The organism is Streptomyces sp. H27-D2 (assembly GCF_035828615.1).
Lineage (GTDB): Bacteria > Actinomycetota > Actinomycetes > Streptomycetales > Streptomycetaceae > Streptomyces.
This window is the reverse complement of sequence record NZ_JAYMZR010000007.1, coordinates 1-17,732: the sequence shown is the minus strand read 5'-3', so window position 1 is coordinate 17,732 and position 17,732 is coordinate 1. Positions and strand designations below refer to the sequence as shown.

Genomic DNA, 17,732 nt, shown 5'->3' with positions numbered 1-17,732 from the left:
GGAGCCTGCCGGGCCATCACGGCGCTGCGACACGGCACGGCACGGCGCGTGGCAGGGCGGGGCCGAGCGAGGGGCCGGGTTGCTTATGTGCCGTCCGTCCGCCCCGGCCCGCCGCAGGCGACCGCGTCCGTCGCGCCGCAGAACGCCACCGCACCGCGCGTACATCTGCCGCACGGGGCGTGGTCGCCGCACCCGGCGAACCCACAACGCCACCGCACCGCGCCCGCCCGCGCTCAAGCGGCCGCGCCCGCGCCCGCGCCCGCGCCCGCGCTCAACGCCCCTGTGCCGCCAGCTCTTTCGCCGCCTCGGTGAGGTCCTTCGCCGTGTCGATCGCGCGCCAGTACGCCCCGTGCGGCAGCGGGAAGCCGGCCAGGCGGCGTTCGCGGGCCAGGCGGGGGAATGTGGTGCGTTCGTGGTCGCCGAAGTCCGGGAGCAGGGCCGTGAAGGCGGCGGAGAAGACGTAGACGCCGGCGTTGATCAGATAGGGAGAGGGGGGCGACTCGATGAAGTCGAGCACATGGCCGAACTCGTCGGTCTCCACCGCGCCCCAGGGGATGCGGGGGCGGGCGAGCGCGAGGGTCGCCTCGGCGCCGCGTTCCTGGTGGAAGTCGGCCATGTCGCGCAGCGAGAAGCGGGTCCAGATGTCGCCGTTGGTGGCGTACCAGGGCTGGTCGGGGCGGGGCAGCGAAGCGGCGGCGTGCTTGAGGCCGCCGCCGCGGCCGAGCGGCTCGTCCTCGACGACGGTGCTGACGCGCAGCGGCAGGTCCGCGGCGGCGAGCCAGTCCTGGAGGACTTCGGCCAAATGACCGCAGGAGACCACGGCGTCGGTGACGCCTTCGGCGGCCAGCCAGGCGAGTTGGTGGCCGATGATCGGAATTCCGGTTCCGGGAATCTCGACCATCGGCTTGGGCCGGTCATCGGTGTACGGGCGGAGCCGCGATCCCTGGCCGCCGGCCAGCACTACGGCTTGGGTGGGGTGTGAAGGGGGCGCGTGGGGCGTGGGCGCGCGCGGGTCACCTGTCATGGTGTGCACCCTATGTGGTGACCCGCGGGACGGAACGCTGCGCGGTGGGCTGCTGATGATTACGGTCGCGGGCTACAGGGTCGAGGCGACTCCGTACGCGAACGAGGTGTCGCACACCGGTCGGGAGAACGCCTGGGCGCGGTGCGCGGCACCGTACTTGGCGACCGCGGCCCGGCCCAGCGCCCGCGCGATGGAGACGCAGTGCTTGGCCAGCGAGGGGTGGCGGGTGGTCGCCTGCTGGAGGTGGGTGAGCGCGACGCCCGGGTTCTTCTCCTGGAGTTCGACGAGCAGCCGGTCGCGCAGGAGATCCTGCGGAGCGCGGGACTTGGCCTGGGTGCTGGCCTTCTCCGCGGACGCGGTGAGTACCCGCGATTCGGAGGGTGCGGCCGCCCAGGGCACGCGGGTGACCGCGAGCGTCCCGGAGAGGACGAGGACGACGGGGAGGACGAGGGCGAGAGTTCTGCCGATACGGCGGGCTACCTGGTTCACGTCCGCGATCGTAGCGAGGAGTGATGATTTGGAGACATTTAGTCACCCGGTCGAGGGATGTTCGGCCCATCGGACTGTTTGTGATGTTGACGTACAAGGATCGAAAAGACTGCTCTGTTCCGGGTGTGTGCGGGTATTCATCGACAGCGCCCGATACGGCCTGGCCCGTCGCGGCAGCGCCGCACACCGCTGAACGCGGGGTGCGGCGCTGGGGCGTACGGGGTGCGGCGGAGCCGGCGCGGCGCTCGCGGGTGAACCACCCGACCGATCCGTCCCTCGTTCGTGGGACTCGGAGGGGGTGGCGCCGCGCGGGGCGTGCTGCTAGTCGATGCGGCCGCTAGTCGACGAGGCTGCTAGTCGACGAGCCGCTCGCCGGTGGAGGTGGAGAACGCGTGGGTCTCGCCGGCGCGGGGCACGACGTGCAGCACGGCGCCCTTCTCCGGGACCTGACGGCCGTGCACGCGGACGACGAGGTCCTGCGACTTGCCGTCGAGTTCGGCGGTGCCGTAGACGTAACCGTCCGCGCCGAGCTCCTCGACGACGTTGACAGTGACGGCCAGACCGGCCGGCGCGTCGCTGACCTCCTTGGACAACGACTTCGCGGCGGCGGAGCCTTCACCGTCGACCAGGTCGAAGTGCTCGGGGCGGACGCCGACGGTGACCGTGCGGTCACCCTTGTCGGCGGCGGCCGAGAGCGCCTCGCGGGAGATCGGGACGACGCTGTTGCCGAACTTCACGCCGCCGTCGGTGATCGGCACCTCGACGAGGTTCATGGCCGGCGAGCCGATGAAGCCCGCGACGAAGAGGTTGACCGGGCGGTCGTACATGTTGCGCGGCGAGTCGACCTGCTGGAGCAGCCCGTCCTTGAGGACGGCGACCCGGTCGCCCATGGTCATGGCCTCGACCTGGTCGTGGGTGACGTACACGGTGGTGATGCCGAGCCGGCGCTGCAGGCTCGCGATCTGGGTGCGGGTCGAGACGCGGAGTTTGGCGTCGAGGTTCGACAGCGGCTCGTCCATCAGGAACACCTGCGGCTCACGCACGATCGCGCGGCCCATCGCGACCCGCTGGCGCTGACCGCCGGAGAGCGCCTTGGGCTTGCGCCCCAGGTAGTCGGTGAGGTCGAGGATCTTCGCCGCGTCCTCGACCTTCTGCCGGATCTCGCTCTTGTTGACGCCGGCGATCTTGAGCGCGAAGCCCATGTTGTCGGCGACGCTCATGTGCGGGTAGAGCGCGTAGTTCTGGAACACCATGGCGATGTCCCGGTCCTTCGGCGGCAGGTGCGTGACATCGCGGTCACCGATGCGGATCGCGCCGCCGTTGACGTCCTCCAGCCCCGCGAGCATCCGGAGCGAGGTGGACTTTCCGCAGCCGGACGGGCCGACCAGCACGAGGAATTCCCCATCCGCGACGTGCAGCTCCAACTGGTCGACGGCGGGCTTGTCGCCCCCGGGGTAGATCCTGGTCGCCTTGTCGAACGAGACAGTGGCCATGACGATGTGTCCCTTCACCGGCAGGAACGTGCCGGACGATCCGAGTAAAGGTGAGGCCCCGACCACCGGCCGGGGAAGGTCTAGTCCACTAGCGTGGGCTGGCTGTGACGCTACCTGGGGCGGGGCGCTGTGTCAGTAGCCCGCAGCCCACGAAATTCGGGAGGGGTGGGGGAGGGGACCGGCGGACGTGTGCCGGTCTGCGGCCGGGGTCGATGCCGGGGCGCCGTAGCCGGTCCGCTGCCCGACCACCCGCCTGCCCGACCACCCGCCAGGCCACCACCCGCCAGGCCACCACCGGCCCGACCACCACCGGCCCGACCACCTCCGGACCCACCCCCGCACGCCGGGTACACTCCTCGGGCACGCCTCCTTAGCTCAGCTGGCCAGAGCACCGCTCTTGTAAAGCGAAGGTCGTCGGTTCGAATCCGACAGGAGGCTCAGAGAAACACAGCAGGTGGGACGGGGTTTGCCTCGTCTCCGCAGGCCCCGGACCCCGTGTCCGGGGCCTTTTGCGTGAGCGGGGGCGTTCAGGGCGCCACTATGTCGGTGCGGCGGTGACGCAGTGTGGCGCGGTGGTTCGCGCTGGTCTCGCCCCGGCCGGGCCACGGCCTGTGGTGTGCGTGGGCCGTCATCGCTGCCACGAACGGGATCGGCCAGCCGAAGGGGCAGTCCACGCCGGCCTGGTCGCCGGGCTCCGGGCCGAGGAGGAGTCCGAGCAGGTCCTCATCCGTGCAGGGCACTTGCGGCGGATGGACGGTGGAGGTCGGGCCGCCCCAGACGATCACGGCTGCGGCCGTCGTCCGGGGGCCTGCGGCGAGGTCGATACCCAGGGTTCTCACCCGCCCCATGGTGGCGGGCGCGGGGGCATGCCACCAAGATGCCTGTTCCAAGTCCAGGGGAGTCCGTCCCGAGGCCAGGCGGGTTCATGTAAGTCCGGCCCAAGTCGGCCCAGTTCCGGCCCAGTTCCGGCCCAGTTCCGGCCCAGCGCGGGCCCAAGTCCGCGCGAGCCCACACGTCATCGGGACGGAGGCCGGCCCGTCGGGGAGCGCGTGCAGCTTCTCGACCGCCACGACTTCTCGACCGCCACGACGGCCGGTTCGGCGTAGCCGCCGGGCCCCATGCCCAAGTGGGCGACGACGCGGCGGCCGAGCCACTCCTGCCCGACGCCCGCGCTGAGCGCGTCTCCGAGTCTTCAACCTCAAGTTTGGTTGAAGTTAAGGGGGGTGGGAGGGGCGAGTGGGCGGGACTGCCGGGCGGCCAGTCGCGCTTCCCGTGCCGACGCCGACACCGGCGCTGCTGCCCGTGTCGCTGTCGCTGTCCGCGCCGTCACCGGCTCCCGTGCAGCCATCCGCGAGAGCGCCAGCGCGCTCGCCCCCAGCGCGCTGTTGAACGACACCTCACTGAGTACGCCGGGCGCCGCGACCTGGTCGCCCGCGAGGTACACGCCGTCGCCCCGGTCGATCGCCGGGCGGTCGCGCCAGGAGGTGCCGGGCATGTCCACGGCACCCGTACGGCCGGTGGCCAGCGACTCGCGCCGCCAGGTCAGCCGGTTCCGCCAGTCCGGGTAGCCGAGGTCGAGAAGGTGCTCGGCGCGCGCGACGCCGTCCGCCTTGCGCTGACCGGGGCCGATCGGGAACTGCCCCTGGAGCAGCTGCTCGCCGGCCGGGGCGAGGGACGGGTCCTGCGTGGTGAAGCGCTCCAGCCAGCCCGGTGTGTCGAGGTCGGAGATGACGAAGGGGTCGCCGCGCCGGGTCCGTACGGCCAGGTCGAGCAGGACCGTACGGCTGCTGCCCCAGGTCAGCCGCAGGTCGCCGAGCAGCTTGCGGGCGGCGGCCAGGGAGGTGGCGACGATCAGTGGGCCGTCCGTTTCCGGAAGGGCGGTGATACGGGCGTCCGTCTCGATCCGTACGCCCGACTCGCGGGCGCGGGCGGCCATCCGCGCGATGACGGAGCTCCAGCCGCCGCGCGGGTACCGCGCCTCCGGCGGCAGCGTCGTGCCGCGCCGCAGCCGCTCCTGGACGAAGGCGGCCGAGAGCAGTCCGGGGTCGTGGTGGAACAGCGCGGCGGCGATGAAGTGCGCCGCCGCACGGGCTGCGGCTTCGCCGACCTCGGCGCTCGCCCAGGTGGTGAAGTCCACGTCCACGGGGGCGTTCCGGCGGCGCGTGAGCCGGAGCAGGCCGAGCGGCGGCGTCCTGCGCAGCCGGCCGTCGCGGTGGAAACGGAAGCGGGAGGCCGCCAGCGGCGGGAGCTTCGCCATGGGGCCGAGCAGGTCGCGCTGCTTGAGCCAGGTCCAGTGCGGGCCGCGCGAGTAGAGGGCGTGCGGCCCCTCGTTCGTCCGGTAGGGGGCGTCGGCGGTGCGGGCTCTGCCGCCCAGCGTGTGGTGCGCCTCGTACAGGGTCACTTCGACACCGGCCTCGGCGGAAGTGATCGCTGCGGTGAGTCCGGCGAAGCCGCCGCCGATGATGGTGATGCGCTGCATGTTCGGATCTCCTTGGCCGGGTGGTGGCGGTTATCAGTCGCGTATCTGCTGCGTGTCTGCCGCGTATCTGCCGCGTATACGTCACGACGGGGGGCGGCTCGGGAATGTGACATGGCGGGGGTGGGGGCGGGGCGGGGACGGGCTCGCCGGGCGCTGGGGCGGCGTTGCCAGACCCGTGTTGTCAGACCCGTGCTTCACGATGGACGTGATCGAGAGATGACGGCCCGACGGGCGGCGGTCGTGCCGGGGCGTCGGTGCGGCTGAGTGAAGCCGGCGGCTGAGTGAAGTACGAAGTACGGAAAGCGATGGCGATGGCGAAGGCGAAGCAGGGCGCGAACACGGTGCGGGCACCCCGGCGGCCGGAGGTGAGGCTGCCGCAGCTGACGGCGTACGAGGGCGGCGGGCTGGAGGCGTCGGGGGACTACGACGGGCTGGAGTTCACGGACCTCGACTTCGTCGGCCAGGAGGGACGCGGCGCCCGGTTCATGGACTGCGGCCTCTACCGCTGCGCGCTCGACGAGACCCGGCTGAGCCGGGCCCGGTTCGTCGATTCGGTGCTGGAGGGCGTACGGGGCGTCGGCACGAACCTGGCGGAGGCGGCCCTGCGCGATGTGGAGCTGCTGGACGCGCGGCTCGGCGGGGTGCAGTTGCACGGGGCGGTGCTGGAGCGCGTCGTGGTGCGCGGCGGGAAGATCGACTTCTTGAACCTGCGGCAGGCGAAGCTCAAGGACGTGGTCTTTGAGAGCTGCGTCCTGGTGGAACCGGACTTCGCCGGAGCCACGATGGAGCGGGTCTCCTTCGTGGACTGCACGCTGCGGCAGGCGGATTTCAGCAACACGCGCATAACGGACGTGGACCTGCGCCACGCGGCCCAGCTCGACATCGCGCGGGGCGTGGACCAGCTGGCGGGAGCGGTGATCAGCCCGTCCCAGCTCATCGACCTGGCACCGGCTTTCGCGGCGCAGATCGGAGTGCGGGTGGTGGAGAACGGGGCTTGAGGGCGGGGCTTGAGCGGCCGGGGGAGCGGCTGTCGGAAGATCGGCGGCCGGGGGAGCGGCGCCGGAAGGTCGGCGGCCGGGGGAGCGGTGCCGGAAGGTCGGCGGCCGGGGGAGCGGCTTCAGATGCGCTTCAGATGCGGGGGAAGCGCGCCTGGAGTTCCCACAGCACCGGGTTGTCCTCCAGCCCGTCGTGCAGGTCCGTGAGGTCGGCGATCAGATCGTGCAGGAAATCGCGGGCCTCGCGGCGCAGCGCGCCGTGCTGGAAGGTCAGCGGCGGCTCGTCGGTGTACTGCCAGTCGGCGGTGATGTCCACGAAGCCGAAGCGGCGGTCGAAGAGCAGGCAGTCCGACGACTCGGTGAAGTCCAGCTCGGCGTGCTGCGGCCGGTGCGAGCGGTTGCCGCGCGGGTCCTTGTCGAGCTGCTCGACGATGTCGCACATCGCCCACGCGAAGTCGAGCACCGGCACCCATCCCCAGGCTGTGGACAGCTCCCGGTCCGCCTTGGTGTCGGCGATGTAGACGTCGCCGCAGAAGAGGTCGTGGCGCAGAGTGCGCACGTCCGTCGTCCGGTAGTCCGTCTGGGTCGGGTCCGGGAAGCGGCGGGAGAGCGAGTAGCCGAGGTCGATCACGCTGTCGATGGTGTCATGGGAGCTGTCCTTGCGATGACCGCGTTCGGCGGGCGATGACCGCGTTCGGTGGTCGGCGGTCCGCCGGCCGGACCGCCGGGCTCGGTGCCCGGCTCGGCGGGCGGTGTCGGCGATGGCCCTGCGGCCCGGCATAGGACCCGGCTCCGCTCAGGCCCGGCCCACGGCGGAGGCCGGCCAACGCGAGATTCCGGGCTGCTGCCCGCGCACCCCTCCCCGCTGAACCGCAGCATCCCGCTACGGCCGCATCCCCCTACGGCAGCAACCGCCGCTCCTTCGCGACCGCGACCGCGCCCGCCCGGGTGTCGACGGCGAGCTTGTCGTAGATCCTGCCCAGGTGGGTCTTGACCGTGGCCTCGCTGATGAACAGCGCACGCGCGATCTCCCGGTTGCCCAGCCCCTGCGACAGCTGCCCCAGGATGTCCGTCTCCCGCTCGGTGAGGGTGGGGCGCGGGTTGCGCATCTGTGCCATGACGCGGCTCGCGACGGGCGGGGACAGCGCGGTGCGGCCCTGGGCGGCGGCCCGGATCGCGGCGAACAGCTCCTCGGGCTGCTCCGCCTTGAGGAGGTAGCCGGTGGCTCCCGCCTCGATGGCGCGGGTGATGTCCGCGTCGGTGTCGTACGTGGTCAGTACGAGGACGTACGGGCCGTCCCGCATCGCGGCGATCCGGCGGGTGGCCTCGATGCCGTCGATGCCCGCGCCGAGCTGGAGGTCCATCAGGACCACGTCCGGCCGCAGTTTCTCCGCCGTCGCGACCGCCTCCTCGCCGTTGCCCGCCTCGCCCACCACCTCGATCCCGGGCGCGCTGCCGAGCAGCGCGAGCAGCCCCGCCCGTACGACGGCGTGGTCGTCGCAGAGCAGGATGCGGACCGGCTCCCCGCCGGGTGTGCCTTGCCCGCTGTGGGTGCCTTCCGGGCCGGCAGCCGGGGTGGGCGACATCATCTGGGCTCCTCGTGGTCGTGGCCTTGACGACCGTCTGCGGGGTTCTCGGGGTTCTCGGGGGTGGCGGACCGCTCCGGGGCAGGGGCGGCAGGCAGTGGATCGCCGGGCTGGGGGGCCTGTACGGGGTGTGGCGGCTGTACGGGTCGGGTGGATGGTGTGGGCTGGGTGGATGGTGTGGGCTGGGCGGGTTGCGGCGGCTGTACGGGGTGCACGGGTCGGGTGGCCTGCTCGGTCCGCACCGCCTGCGCCTCCGCGAGCGGCACCGCCGCCGACAGCACGGCGCCCTCGCCGGGTGCGGACTCGACGGTCAGCGTGCCGCCCAGCTGCCGGACCCGGGCCCGCATCGCGGGCAGCCCATGCCCACGTACGGCCCCGGCGCCGGGGCCGGCCCCGGCGCCGCTGCCGTACGCGCTGTCCGGGGTGAAGCCGCAGCCGTCGTCCGCGATGTCGAGGACGACCTGATCGTCGAGGTACGTGAGGGTGAGCGCGGCCGTCGACGCCCCCGCGTGCTCCCGTACGTTCGCGAGCGCGCCCTGTGCGATGCGCAGCAGCGCGGACCGCACCCGCTGGGGGAGCGCGATGGCGGCCCCCTCCCGGTGGAACCGCACCGCGAGCGCCGGCCCGCCGCCCGTCCGGCCCTCGGCAGGGGACTCGCGGGACTCCCGTCCGGCGAGCCCGCGCAACGCGTCCTCCAACGGCACCCCGCCGTCGAACTCCGGCGGTGCCAGGTCGTGCACGAAGCGGCGGGCCTGGGCGAGCCCGCGTGCGGCGATGTCGGTCGCCGTACGGACGTGCCGACGGGCCGCCGACGGGTCCGACTCCCAGGTGCGGTCCGCCGCTTGCAACAGCATCTGCTGGCTGGACAGGCCCTGGGCCACCGTGTCGTGGATCTCCATCGAGAGCCGCTGCCGCTCGGCGAGCGTCCCCTCGCGGCGTTCGGTGGCGGCCAGTTCGCGGCGGGTGCGGATCAGGTCGTCGATCAGCCGGCGCTGCCGGGCGGCCTGGCGTTGCATATGGACGAAGACGGCGGTGGCGATGGCGGCGACGGCGGGCGGCGCGAGCAGCAGGTTGGGGTCGAAGCCGGTGGCGAGCCGGAGCTGGGCGACGACCACGAACGCGGTGAGCACGGTGACCAGCGCGATCGCCGCACGCGGCGGCAGTGTGCGCAGCCCCGTGTAGAACAGCGGCACGGCGCACCACGCGAAGCTCGGCGCGAGCACCACCAGCACCATCCACACAGCCACCACGGCGCCGAGCCACCCGCCGAGCGCGACGGTCGGCCTCGTACGGCGACGCTGGACGCGACCCGGCGCGAGGTCCCGGCCGGGTGACGGGCCGAGCGCCGGGCCGAGTACGTACAGCAGCGCCAGCGTGATGCTCAGCGCGATGATCCACGGCGTGCGGGCCTCGCCCGGATGCCGGAGCAGGAAGCGGGCGAGGGAGGCGCCCAGGAGCAGGAAGAACGCGGCGTGCATCACTGGGCCCAGCCACCGGGCGTCGGGGTCGGCGGCTGCGGATGTGGCGGCTATGGGCCCGGCGTTCTCGGCCCCAGCGGTCACAGCCCCGATCTCCTGCGGCTGCTCACGGCTCTCCTCGGACTGCCCAGGCCGCCCCGTCGGACCCCCTCGCGGTCTTCCGCTCTGCACGTACGTCTCCTCCGTCTTGCCGCTCGTCTCCTCGCTGCGCTGGTTGCTCCTGTCAGTCCTAACCCGCGCGGATCGCACCCCGCATCAGCTGATCGGTTGACGCCCTTGTCAACCATCATGCCTGGCCGGAGGGGCCGGTCCGAGGACCCCGCAGGGCCTGGGGCGAGCTGAGGATGGAGACAGATCGGCAGGACGAACGAACCGGCCGACCATCACCCGGAACCCGGCGAGGAGCCATCACCGTGAAGAACATCAAGAAGCTGCCCGTCCTGTCCGCCCTGTCCGTCCGCGCTCGTGTCCTGACCGGTGCCGCCGCAGTGGCTGTTCTGGGCGCGGGTACCTTCGGAGCCGTCTCCGCCACCGCCGCCGCCCCGGCTGCCGAGCAGCGGACCGCTGTCAAGGCCGACGCGAGCGACAAGAACCTCACCCAGTCCACCGGCCTGACCGTCGACGCCGCGACCAAGGCCGCGCGGGCCACGCTCGACGCCGCCGCGAAGGACGGCCAGAAGGTCTCCGTCGCCGTCGTCGACCGCAACGGCGTGACCCGCGTGCTGCTCAAGGGCGACGGCTCCGGCCCGCAGTCGCAGGAGTCGGCCGAGAAGAAGGCGTTCACCGCCGTGTCCTGGAACGCGCCGACCTCGGAGCTGGTCAAGCGGCTCGACCAGACCCCGAACCTGAAGGACATCCCCGGCACGCTGTTCCTGGCCGGCGGCGCTCCGGTGCAGGCGAAGGGCGCGCCGGTCGCGGGCATCGGCGTCGCGGGTGCGCCGAGCGGCGACCTGGACGAGAAGTTCGCCAAGGCGGGGGTCGCCGCGCTCGGCAAGTAGCGGCCTGGGTGCGGGATGCCTGCCGCCCGCACCACCCATGGCCTGCACCACCCATGGCCTGCACCACCCATGGCCCGCACCGCCTGGGCCCGTACCGCCCCGCCCTCGCTCGCCCGCGCCGCTCTGGACGGCTGGTGCGCTAGGAGGCCGCCGCCGGGTCGCCGCTTCCCCGGCGGGTCGTCGTCACCGGGCGGTCGGGGTGCCAGGCGGTCACGACGAGGGCCATGCCGTCGACGTGTGTGCGGACCACCTCGGTCAGTTCGACCCGGAACAGATGGAACGGCTCCGGCGGCTTGACCGCCTCGACGAAGCGGGCGATCGCCTCCGGGTCGGTCACCTCGACGGCCCGGCCGCTGAGCCGGACGTCGCCGCCCGCCATGTCGGTGTCCGGGCCGGGGTTGGCCTGGAGCGAACAGCGCGGGTCGCGCCGCAGGTCCAGGGCCTTGCGCGAGCTGGGCATCATGCCGAGCCAGATCTCGCCGAAGCGGAAGTCCACTTCCAGACCGGTGACGCGAGGCGAGCCGTCGGCGCGGAGCGTGGCGAGGACGTGGTGCTTGAACTGCTGGAAGCGTGCTTGAACGGTCTTGGCGAGTGCGGGCTCCGCGACCTCGAACTCCGCCCAACTGCTGGTTTTCATGTCTCCATGCTGCCGCTGATACCCGACACCTTCTGTCGGGTTTCCCGGCGGCGTGGCAGCGATGACGCACGCGCCGCAGACGACGGCGGCGGCACCCAAAGGATGCCGCCGCCGTACACGTGTAGCCGTACACGTGTGTGCGTGGGATGCGCGGACGTTCGTACCGCTACGTCAGCGCATCACCGCTCACGTGTCACGTATCACCGTGTCACGTACCGACTCAGACGCTGACGCCGAAGTCCGACGCGATGCCGGTGAGGCCGGAGGCGTAGCCCTGGCCCACGGCGCGGAACTTCCACTCCGCACCGTTGCGGTACAGCTCGCCGAAGACCATGGCGGTCTCGGTGGCGGCGTCCTCGCTCAGGTCGTAGCGCGCGATCTCGGCGCCGCCGGCCTGGTTGAGGATGCGGATGTAGGCGTTGCGCACCTGGCCGAAGTTCTGGCTGCGAGCTTCGGCGTCGTAGATGGAGACCGGGAAGACGATCTTCTCGACGTCGGCGGGCAGGCCCGCGAGGTTGACGTTGATCTGCTCGTCGTCGCCCTCGCCGGCACCGGTCTTGTTGTCACCGGTGTGCACGATGGTCTGGTCCGGCGTGGCCTTGTTGTTGAAGAACACGAAGTGGCCGTCGGAGTAGACCTGGCCGCTCGGGTTGACAGCGATGGCGCTCGCGTCGAGGTCGAAGTCCGTGCCAGTGGTGGTGCGGACGTCCCAGCCGAGGCCGACCGTGACGGCGGTCAGGCCCGGGGCCTCCTTGGTGAGCGAGACGTTGCCGCCCTTGGACAGGCTTACAGCCATGGGATGTCCCCTTCTAAGTGTCGTGTCGGGCTTCGTACTGCGCACGAAGCTACCGTCACCCTCCATAACGCCGATGGGGGACGGCAGGGTTCCTGGTCTCTTTACTTTCTTTACCCGAGACTTTCTTCACCCCGGTGCGGGACGGGTGCAACCAATGCGAGCCCAGCGCGAGCCCGCCTCGGGGCAGTGGCGAGCCCCCCTCGGGCGGGCCGCGCCAATAAGGGGGTGACGGGCACCCCTCCCAGGCGGGATCATGGGGGCCATGTCCGGGCCCTATGTCATCCGCGGTTCGGTCTCCATCCCGGAGGCCGAGCTCATGTGGCGTTTCTCGCGCTCGTCCGGACCGGGCGGGCAGCACGTCAACACCACCGACAGTCAGGTCGAACTCCGCTTCGACCTCGCGAAGACCGAAGCGTTGCCGCAGGTCTGGAAGGACCGCGCTCTGGAGCGGCTCGCGGGCCGGCTGGTCGGCGGGGTGGTGTCCGTACGCTCCTCCGAGCACCGCTCGCAGTGGCGGAACCGGGAGACGGCGACGGTGCGGCTGCTCGCGCTGCTCACCGAGGCGACGGCGCCGCCGCCCAAGGCACGGGTGAAGCGGAAGATCCCGCGCGGCATCAACGAGCGCAGGCTGCGCAACAAGAAGGCCCGCAGCGACACCAAGCGCGGCCGCAACGGCAGCGACTGGGGCTGAGCGCGGCCGGCCGAGCCCCCGTCCAGCCGCCCGCCCCCCCGGCCCCCCGTCACCCCAGCCGCCGGTACTTCCCCCTGAAGTACGCCAGCGGCTCGCCGTCCGGGCTCGGGTTCGACGCCGTGAGCACCCGGCCGATGACCAGCGTGTGATCCCCGGCCACCACCCGTTGCTCGGTCCTGCACTCCAGGATCGACAGCGAACCGCCCACCAGCGGCGCCCCGGAAGCCTCGCCGCGGTGGTACGCGAGGTCCGCGAAGAGCAGCCGGTCGCTGATCCGGCCCTTCATCGCGAAGCGTCCCGCGACATGCCGCTGACTCTCCGACAGTACCGAAACCGCCCAGAGCGGCTGTCGCTCCAACAGGTCGTCCATCCGCGAGTCGTTGCGAACGCTCACCATCACGAGCGGCGGGTCGAGGGATACGGAGAGAAACGCGGTCGCGGTCATTCCGACGTCCTCGCCGCGCGGTCCGTCCTCCGGATCGTGCGCGCTCACCAGCACCACGCCGGCGGTCAGGCGTGACATCGCGTCGCGGAACTCGTCGTTGCTCACCCCATCAGCATGGGGCAGCCTGCGGGTGGCCGTGGCGGCGGCCCGCTCGGGGGCGGTCTCTTCGCGTGGGGAGGGAGTCTTCTGCAACACGTCGTGAACGCTAACGCCGTGCCACCGGTGTTCGCATCGGGCGCTGGGACCAGGTACGTCGTAGGTCTGACGGCGGAGTTCGCCCGTGTCGCCGGAATTTGCGTTGATTAAGTGCAGGAGCGCTCCCACGAACGCCAGACCTCCGTTCATCACCTTATGTGACTTGAGTCACAGCGGGCAGTAATTGTTGACCCTGTGTACCGAGTGAACAGCTCGCTGTGATTCAGTGGCCGTGGCAATCGGACGATAAAGAAGCCAGGAGTGCTGTCGAGGTCTCAGGGGAGCAGCGAGCGATGGAGACCGAGTCGGAGCCGTACGTCCGCCTTGCGACCCTTCGGCAGCTGCATGCGGTGGTCGCGGACCTCAATACAGCCCGGAGCCTTGCCGACACCTTGCAAACCGTCGCGGACGGCGTCATAGCCGGTCTCGGGTTCGAACTGTCCGCCGTGAACCTCGTACGGCCGGACGGCGACCTCGTCGTCGCGGCCGTCGCCGGCAGCCCCGGCGCCGAGGCGCTGATGGCAGGCCGGGTCGGCTCGCGCGATTCGTGGGAACGGCGCCTGGGTATGGGCGAAGGCTGGGGCGAACTGCGCTTCATCCCGCACACCGAGGGCTGGGTGCTCGACGGTGACGACGTCCCGCAGTGGCACAGCACCGGCCCCGCGCCCCGCTTCGCCGACGAGTGGCACCCGATGGACCGGCTGCTCGCCCCCATGTACGCCTCGGGGGCCTCCGGCGGTGAACTGCTCGGCGTGCTCACCGTCGACAAGCCGAGCAACGGCCGCCGCCCCGGCGCCTGGGGCCAGGAAGCGCTCCAGATGTACGCCTTCCAGGCCGCCATCGCGATCAGCAACGCCCGTCTACGCGCGAACATGCAGCGCGCCCTGGTCCGGCTGGAACGCGACCAGCAGGCCCTGCGCGCCAGCGAGGAAAGCTTTCGCCAGGCCTTCGAGTACGCGCCCAGCGGCATGGCCATCGCCGAGATGGGCGGCGACCAGCACGGCCGGCTGCACCGCACCAACGACGCGCTGTGCCGGCTGCTCGGCCGCCCCGCCTCCGTAATGCGCCGTTACTCCTTCTCCGACCTCGTCCACCCCGAGGACATAGGCACCCTGCTGCGCACCTCCGCCGAGGGCGGCCGGGCCGAGCTGCGGCTCGCGCGCCGGGACGGCTCGTACGTCTGGGTCTCGCTGCGCAACTCCGTCGTCGCCGACACGGCAGACGGGCCGCGCTTCCTGCTCACCCACGTCGAGGACATCGAGGAGCGCAAGCGGCACGAACTCCAGCTCGCGCACCGCGCGAGCCACGACTCGCTCACCGGCCTGCCGAACAGCGCGGAGCTGCGCGCCCGGCTCAGCAGCCGGCTGTGCGCCCGCCCCGACGGCGCTCCGAACGGTGCTCAGGCGGGCGGCGACGCGACCCTGCCGTACGGGGTCATGACCGGGCTGGAGACGGACGAGCACGGCTTCCGCGTCGACGGCCTGGACGGGCTCTCCGGCCTGGACGGCATCGACGGCTTCGGGGTCGCGGGCACCTTCGGCGGCGAGAGCACGGGCATGCCGCCGCCGGCGTCCGCCGCGTATGAGCATGTGCACACCGTCGCGCCCGAGGGTGACGTGGACGACGGCGCGAAGGGCCTCGCGGTGCTCTTCTGCGACCTCGACGGCTTCAAGTCGATCAACGACAGGTTCGGGCACCACACGGGTGACGCGGTTCTCATCGAGGTCGCCCGGCGGCTCACCGGCGGCGTACGGGACGGTGACACCGTCGCGCGGCTCGGGGGTGACGAATTCGTCGTGCTGGCGGACGGCCTCGGCCGGGCGGACGCCCAGGACCTGGCGGTACGGCTGCGCAACGCGATCATCCCGCCGATCCGGGTGGACGGCAGGGCGGTCCGGGTCGGCGCGAGCTTCGGCATCGGCTGGGCGGGCTGCGGGATGTCGGCCGAAGAGGTGCTGCAATCGGCTGACCAGCGGATGTACGTCGAGAAGCGGTCCAGATCGAAGGCGCACCGGCGCGCGGGCTAGCGCGATCCCGGCCCGCGGGCTGGGGGTCCCGGCCCGGGTTCCCGGAAGATCGACTGCGGATTCGCGACGGCTCCGCTGCGGATTCCGTGTGGATTCCGTGCGGCTTCCCCACGGAATCAGCCGGAGCCCGGTCGCCACGGGCGCTGGTCCTGTCGCGGTAGGCTCGCCCGATCGGCGGGATCGCCGACAGTGAATCGATCATGAATTTTGGCCGTCCGGACAGCACATCCGGTTCGTGGGCCGACCCGGTCCTGATAGGAGCTGTCTGAGCGCATTCGCGCGCAGGCCAGATGCAGTGGGGAGTGACAGGGGATGACCGCCGGCAACAACGGCACGGGCACGCCCGAGAACGACGATCCGTTCGCCTATCTGTACCACCAGGAGGGCGGCGCCCCCGAGGACGGATCCACGGGCGGCGGAGCCACGGGCGGCAGGGGCGGCTACGGCTATCCCGGACCCTCGACCCCCCAGCCCGGGGTCCCCCGGACCTCGTACAACCAGGTCAGCCGGGTCGGCGAGCGGCAGTACGGGCAGCAGCAGGGCCAGGGCGCGTACGGCCAGCAGGTCCCCCAGCAGGGCCAGACCCACGGCCAGCAGCCGCCGCAGTACGGGCAGCAGCAGGCCAACGCGCAGTACGGCGGTCCGGCACCCCAGCCCGGCGGCCCCGGGCAGCCGGGCAACGGCGGCAACAGCCGTGGCGGCGGGCGCGGGCCCAACAGCAAGGGCCTGCTGATCGGCGCTCTGTCGGTCGTCGCGGTGGTCGTCGTGGGGATCGGCATCGCGATGATCTCCAACGCCGACGACAACGGCAAGGACGACCAGGCGCAGCAGTCCGGTGGGCCCGCCGGCGGCGTCAAGGACAAGCCCAGCGAGGACCCGAAGGCCACCAAGGCCCCCGCGGGCAAGCTGCCCAAGGCGGACGCGGCCACCATGCGGCTCGAAGGCGCTGCGGCCACCGGCAAGGACGTGCCCGGCGCGAAGGCCAACGGCGGCACGTACGTCGGCGGCCTGAACACGGTCGGCAGCGCGGCGATCTGGTCCGCGGACGTCGACCGGGCCGGTCAGTACAAGATGCGCGTCACCTACGGGGTGCCGGGCAAGGACGGCGACCTCACCCTGTCGGTCAACGGGAAGCCCAACACCAAGCCGGTGAACATGGGGAACTTCACGGGTGCGAAGGCGGGCGAGTGGGACAAGGGCTGGACCAACACGTGGTCCCTCGTCCAGCTCAACAAGGGCACCAACACGATCAAGCTGTCGTGTGAGACCGGTAACAAGTGTGATGTGAACCTTGACCAGGTTTGGCTGGAGAAGCCGGGCGGGTCCTGAGGTACGCAGTCGCTCAACGGGTAAGCAGGCCCAACAGGTACGCAAGCGCCCAACAGGCTGAAAACTCAGCCTGTTGGGGCACCCCGGACGGAGTCTGGGGTGGGGGCACCTCCCGGACGGAGTCTGGGGTGGGGGCACCTCCCGGACGGAGTCTGGGGGAGATTGAGGACACCCGGTCACCGCCCTACCCGACCACCGCCCTACCCGACCACCCGCTGAAACCGCGCGACCGTCTCCGCCATGGCCTCCCGCGCCGGCGCGAGGTACTTACGCGGGTCCACCGCCGAAGGCTCCGCGTCGAGGAAGGCGCGGACCGCCCCTGTGAAGGCCGTGTTCAGCGCCGTGCCGACGTTGATCTTCACCATGCCGGCCGCTATCGCCCGCCGGATCTCCTCGTCCGGCACGCCCGACGAGCCGTGCAGCACCAGCGGCACCGGCACCGCGGCGCGGAGTTCGCTGATCAGCGCGTGGTCGAGGGCGGCGGTGCGCTCCGTCATCGCGTGTGAGCTGCCCACCGCGACCGCGAGCGCGTCCACGCCCGTGTCGGCGACGTAGGCCGCTGCCTCGGCCGGGTCGGTCCGTACGCCCGGAGTGTGCGCGTCCAGCGGCGCTTCGCCCTCCTTGCCGCCGACCTTGCCCAGCTCGGCCTCCAGCCAGATGCCGTGCTCGTGCGCCCAGCGCGCGGCTTCGGCGGTGGCCTTGACGTTCTCGCCGTAGGACAGCTTCGAGGCGTCGAACATCGCCGAGCTGAACCCCGCCGGGTGGGCCGCGCGCAGCAGGTCGAAGCTCTCCACGTGGTCCAGGTGCAGCGCGAGCCGGGCGTCGGAGGAACCGGCGACGGCCGCCGCCGCGGCGGCGATCGGGGCGAGCCGTCCGCCGTGGAACTTCACGGCGTTCTCGGAGATCTGCAGGATCGCCGGACGCCCGGTCAGCTCGGCGGCGGCGGCGATCGCCTCGGCGTGCTCCAGCGTGATGACGTTGAACGCGGCGATGCCGAGGCCCGCCTCACGGGCGGCGGTGATGAGTTCGGCGGTGCTGACGAGTGGCATGCGGGGCCTCTGCCTCTGGGT

17 protein-coding genes and 1 tRNA gene are annotated in these 17,732 nt (G+C 71.8%); 6 read left to right on the top strand and 12 right to left on the bottom strand.

Annotation, left to right across the window (positions count from 1 at the left end; all coding sequences use genetic code 11):
* Positions 1–271: 271 nt before the first annotated feature.
* From QMK28_RS04645 to QMK28_RS04635, 3 genes are all read right to left on the bottom strand, one after another.
* Positions 272–1,024, bottom strand: a complete 753-nt coding sequence (locus QMK28_RS04645; protein WP_326435681.1) for a nucleotidyltransferase family protein — start codon at positions 1,022–1,024, stop codon at positions 272–274.
* Between the two features lie 72 nt (positions 1,025–1,096).
* A complete protein-coding gene (locus QMK28_RS04640) occupies positions 1,097–1,513 on the bottom strand; it encodes a hypothetical protein (protein WP_326435680.1) in 417 nt (138 codons plus the stop codon).
* A gap of 353 nt (positions 1,514–1,866) precedes the next feature.
* Positions 1,867–3,006: an ABC transporter ATP-binding protein gene (locus tag QMK28_RS04635; RefSeq protein ID WP_326435679.1), complete on the bottom strand. Its 1,140-nt coding sequence runs from the start codon at positions 3,004–3,006 to the stop codon at positions 1,867–1,869.
* 364 nt (positions 3,007–3,370) lie between these two features.
* Here QMK28_RS04635 and QMK28_RS04630 point away from each other — a divergent pair.
* Positions 3,371–3,444: transfer RNA gene (locus tag QMK28_RS04630), tRNA-Thr, on the top strand.
* Between the two features lie 89 nt (positions 3,445–3,533).
* On the opposite strand, the gene QMK28_RS04625 is transcribed toward QMK28_RS04630, so the two are convergent.
* Positions 3,534–3,845: a hypothetical protein gene (locus QMK28_RS04625; RefSeq protein ID WP_326435678.1), complete on the bottom strand. Its 312-nt coding sequence runs from the start codon at positions 3,843–3,845 to the stop codon at positions 3,534–3,536.
* Positions 3,846–4,204: 359 nt separating this feature from the next.
* Positions 4,205–5,485: an FAD-dependent oxidoreductase gene (locus tag QMK28_RS04620; protein ID WP_326435677.1), complete on the bottom strand. Its 1,281-nt coding sequence runs from the start codon at positions 5,483–5,485 to the stop codon at positions 4,205–4,207.
* 311 nt (positions 5,486–5,796) lie between these two features.
* Between QMK28_RS04620 and QMK28_RS04615 the strand changes: the two genes are divergently transcribed.
* Complete coding sequence (locus tag QMK28_RS04615) at positions 5,797–6,483, top strand: pentapeptide repeat-containing protein (RefSeq protein WP_326435676.1); 687 nt, start codon at positions 5,797–5,799, stop codon at positions 6,481–6,483.
* Between the two features lie 130 nt (positions 6,484–6,613).
* On the opposite strand, the gene QMK28_RS04610 is transcribed toward QMK28_RS04615, so the two are convergent.
* From QMK28_RS04610 to QMK28_RS04600, 3 genes are all read right to left on the bottom strand, one after another.
* Positions 6,614–7,111 (bottom strand): hypothetical protein, encoded by a 498-nt coding sequence (locus tag QMK28_RS04610; protein ID WP_326435784.1) that lies wholly within the window; start codon positions 7,109–7,111, stop codon positions 6,614–6,616.
* Positions 7,112–7,379: 268 nt separating this feature from the next.
* Positions 7,380–8,066 carry a response regulator gene (locus QMK28_RS04605; RefSeq protein WP_443050542.1) on the bottom strand — a complete coding sequence of 229 codons (687 nt, stop codon included), beginning with the start codon at positions 8,064–8,066 and terminating at the stop codon, positions 7,380–7,382.
* Positions 8,066–9,544: a sensor histidine kinase gene (locus QMK28_RS04600; RefSeq protein WP_326435783.1), complete on the bottom strand. Its 1,479-nt coding sequence runs from the start codon at positions 9,542–9,544 to the stop codon at positions 8,066–8,068. Before QMK28_RS04600 ends, QMK28_RS04605 begins: the two co-directional genes overlap by 1 nt.
* Before the next feature lie 440 nt (positions 9,545–9,984).
* Between QMK28_RS04600 and QMK28_RS04595 the strand changes: the two genes are divergently transcribed.
* On the top strand, positions 9,985–10,542 hold the full coding sequence (locus tag QMK28_RS04595; protein WP_326435782.1) for a GlcG/HbpS family heme-binding protein: 558 nt from the start codon (positions 9,985–9,987) through the stop codon (positions 10,540–10,542).
* 139 nt (positions 10,543–10,681) lie between these two features.
* Here QMK28_RS04595 and QMK28_RS04590 read toward each other — a convergent pair whose 3' ends face one another.
* Both QMK28_RS04590 and QMK28_RS04585 read right to left on the bottom strand, forming a co-directional pair.
* Complete coding sequence (locus QMK28_RS04590) at positions 10,682–11,179, bottom strand: pyridoxamine 5'-phosphate oxidase family protein (protein WP_326435674.1); 498 nt, start codon at positions 11,177–11,179, stop codon at positions 10,682–10,684.
* A gap of 220 nt (positions 11,180–11,399) precedes the next feature.
* Positions 11,400–11,975 (bottom strand): TerD family protein, encoded by a 576-nt coding sequence (locus QMK28_RS04585; RefSeq protein ID WP_326435673.1) that lies wholly within the window; start codon positions 11,973–11,975, stop codon positions 11,400–11,402.
* A gap of 253 nt (positions 11,976–12,228) precedes the next feature.
* Here QMK28_RS04585 and arfB point away from each other — a divergent pair, with 253 nt between their 5' ends.
* On the top strand, positions 12,229–12,666 hold the full coding sequence (arfB, locus tag QMK28_RS04580; protein WP_326435672.1) for an alternative ribosome rescue aminoacyl-tRNA hydrolase ArfB: 438 nt from the start codon (positions 12,229–12,231) through the stop codon (positions 12,664–12,666).
* Positions 12,667–12,715: 49 nt separating this feature from the next.
* Here arfB and QMK28_RS04575 read toward each other — a convergent pair whose 3' ends face one another.
* On the bottom strand, positions 12,716–13,306 hold the full coding sequence (locus tag QMK28_RS04575) for a flavin reductase family protein (protein ID WP_443050535.1): 591 nt from the start codon (positions 13,304–13,306) through the stop codon (positions 12,716–12,718).
* Between the two features lie 293 nt (positions 13,307–13,599).
* Between QMK28_RS04575 and cdgB the strand changes: the two genes are divergently transcribed.
* Positions 13,600–15,333 carry a diguanylate cyclase CdgB gene (cdgB, locus tag QMK28_RS04570; RefSeq protein ID WP_326435671.1) on the top strand — a complete coding sequence of 578 codons (1,734 nt, stop codon included), beginning with the start codon at positions 13,600–13,602 and terminating at the stop codon, positions 15,331–15,333.
* A 312-nt stretch (positions 15,334–15,645) separates the two neighbouring features.
* Positions 15,646–16,662, top strand: coding sequence for a CBM35 domain-containing protein (locus QMK28_RS04565; protein ID WP_326435670.1), 1,017 nt, complete (start codon positions 15,646–15,648; stop codon positions 16,660–16,662).
* 200 nt (positions 16,663–16,862) lie between these two features.
* Here the strand turns inward: QMK28_RS04565 and QMK28_RS04560 are convergent, their stop codons facing one another.
* On the bottom strand, positions 16,863–17,711 hold the full coding sequence (locus QMK28_RS04560; protein ID WP_326435669.1) for a class II fructose-bisphosphate aldolase: 849 nt from the start codon (positions 17,709–17,711) through the stop codon (positions 16,863–16,865).
* Between the last annotated feature and the right edge of the window lie 21 nt (positions 17,712–17,732).

Bases quoted from the DNA above. Each gene is read 5' to 3' on its own strand.
- QMK28_RS04605 (WP_443050542.1), bottom strand. From the start codon at position 8,066: ATGTCGCCCACCCCGGCTGCCGGCCCGGAAGGCACCCACAGCGGGCAA.
- QMK28_RS04560 (WP_326435669.1), bottom strand. From the start codon at position 17,711: ATGCCACTCGTCAGCACCGCCGAACTCATCACCGCCGCCCGTGAGGCG.
- QMK28_RS04615 (WP_326435676.1), top strand. From the start codon at position 5,797: ATGGCGAAGGCGAAGCAGGGCGCGAACACGGTGCGGGCACCCCGGCGG.
- arfB (WP_326435672.1), top strand. From the start codon at position 12,229: ATGGGGGCCATGTCCGGGCCCTATGTCATCCGCGGTTCGGTCTCCATC.
- cdgB (WP_326435671.1), top strand. From the start codon at position 13,600: ATGGAGACCGAGTCGGAGCCGTACGTCCGCCTTGCGACCCTTCGGCAG.
- QMK28_RS04600 (WP_326435783.1), bottom strand. From the start codon at position 9,544: ATGCACGCCGCGTTCTTCCTGCTCCTGGGCGCCTCCCTCGCCCGCTTC.
- QMK28_RS04590 (WP_326435674.1), bottom strand. From the start codon at position 11,179: ATGAAAACCAGCAGTTGGGCGGAGTTCGAGGTCGCGGAGCCCGCACTC.
- QMK28_RS04565 (WP_326435670.1), top strand. From the start codon at position 15,646: ATGACCGCCGGCAACAACGGCACGGGCACGCCCGAGAACGACGATCCG.
- QMK28_RS04635 (WP_326435679.1), bottom strand. From the start codon at position 3,006: ATGGCCACTGTCTCGTTCGACAAGGCGACCAGGATCTACCCCGGGGGC.
- QMK28_RS04620 (WP_326435677.1), bottom strand. From the start codon at position 5,485: ATGCAGCGCATCACCATCATCGGCGGCGGCTTCGCCGGACTCACCGCA.
- QMK28_RS04645 (WP_326435681.1), bottom strand. From the start codon at position 1,024: ATGACAGGTGACCCGCGCGCGCCCACGCCCCACGCGCCCCCTTCACAC.
- QMK28_RS04585 (WP_326435673.1), bottom strand. From the start codon at position 11,975: ATGGCTGTAAGCCTGTCCAAGGGCGGCAACGTCTCGCTCACCAAGGAG.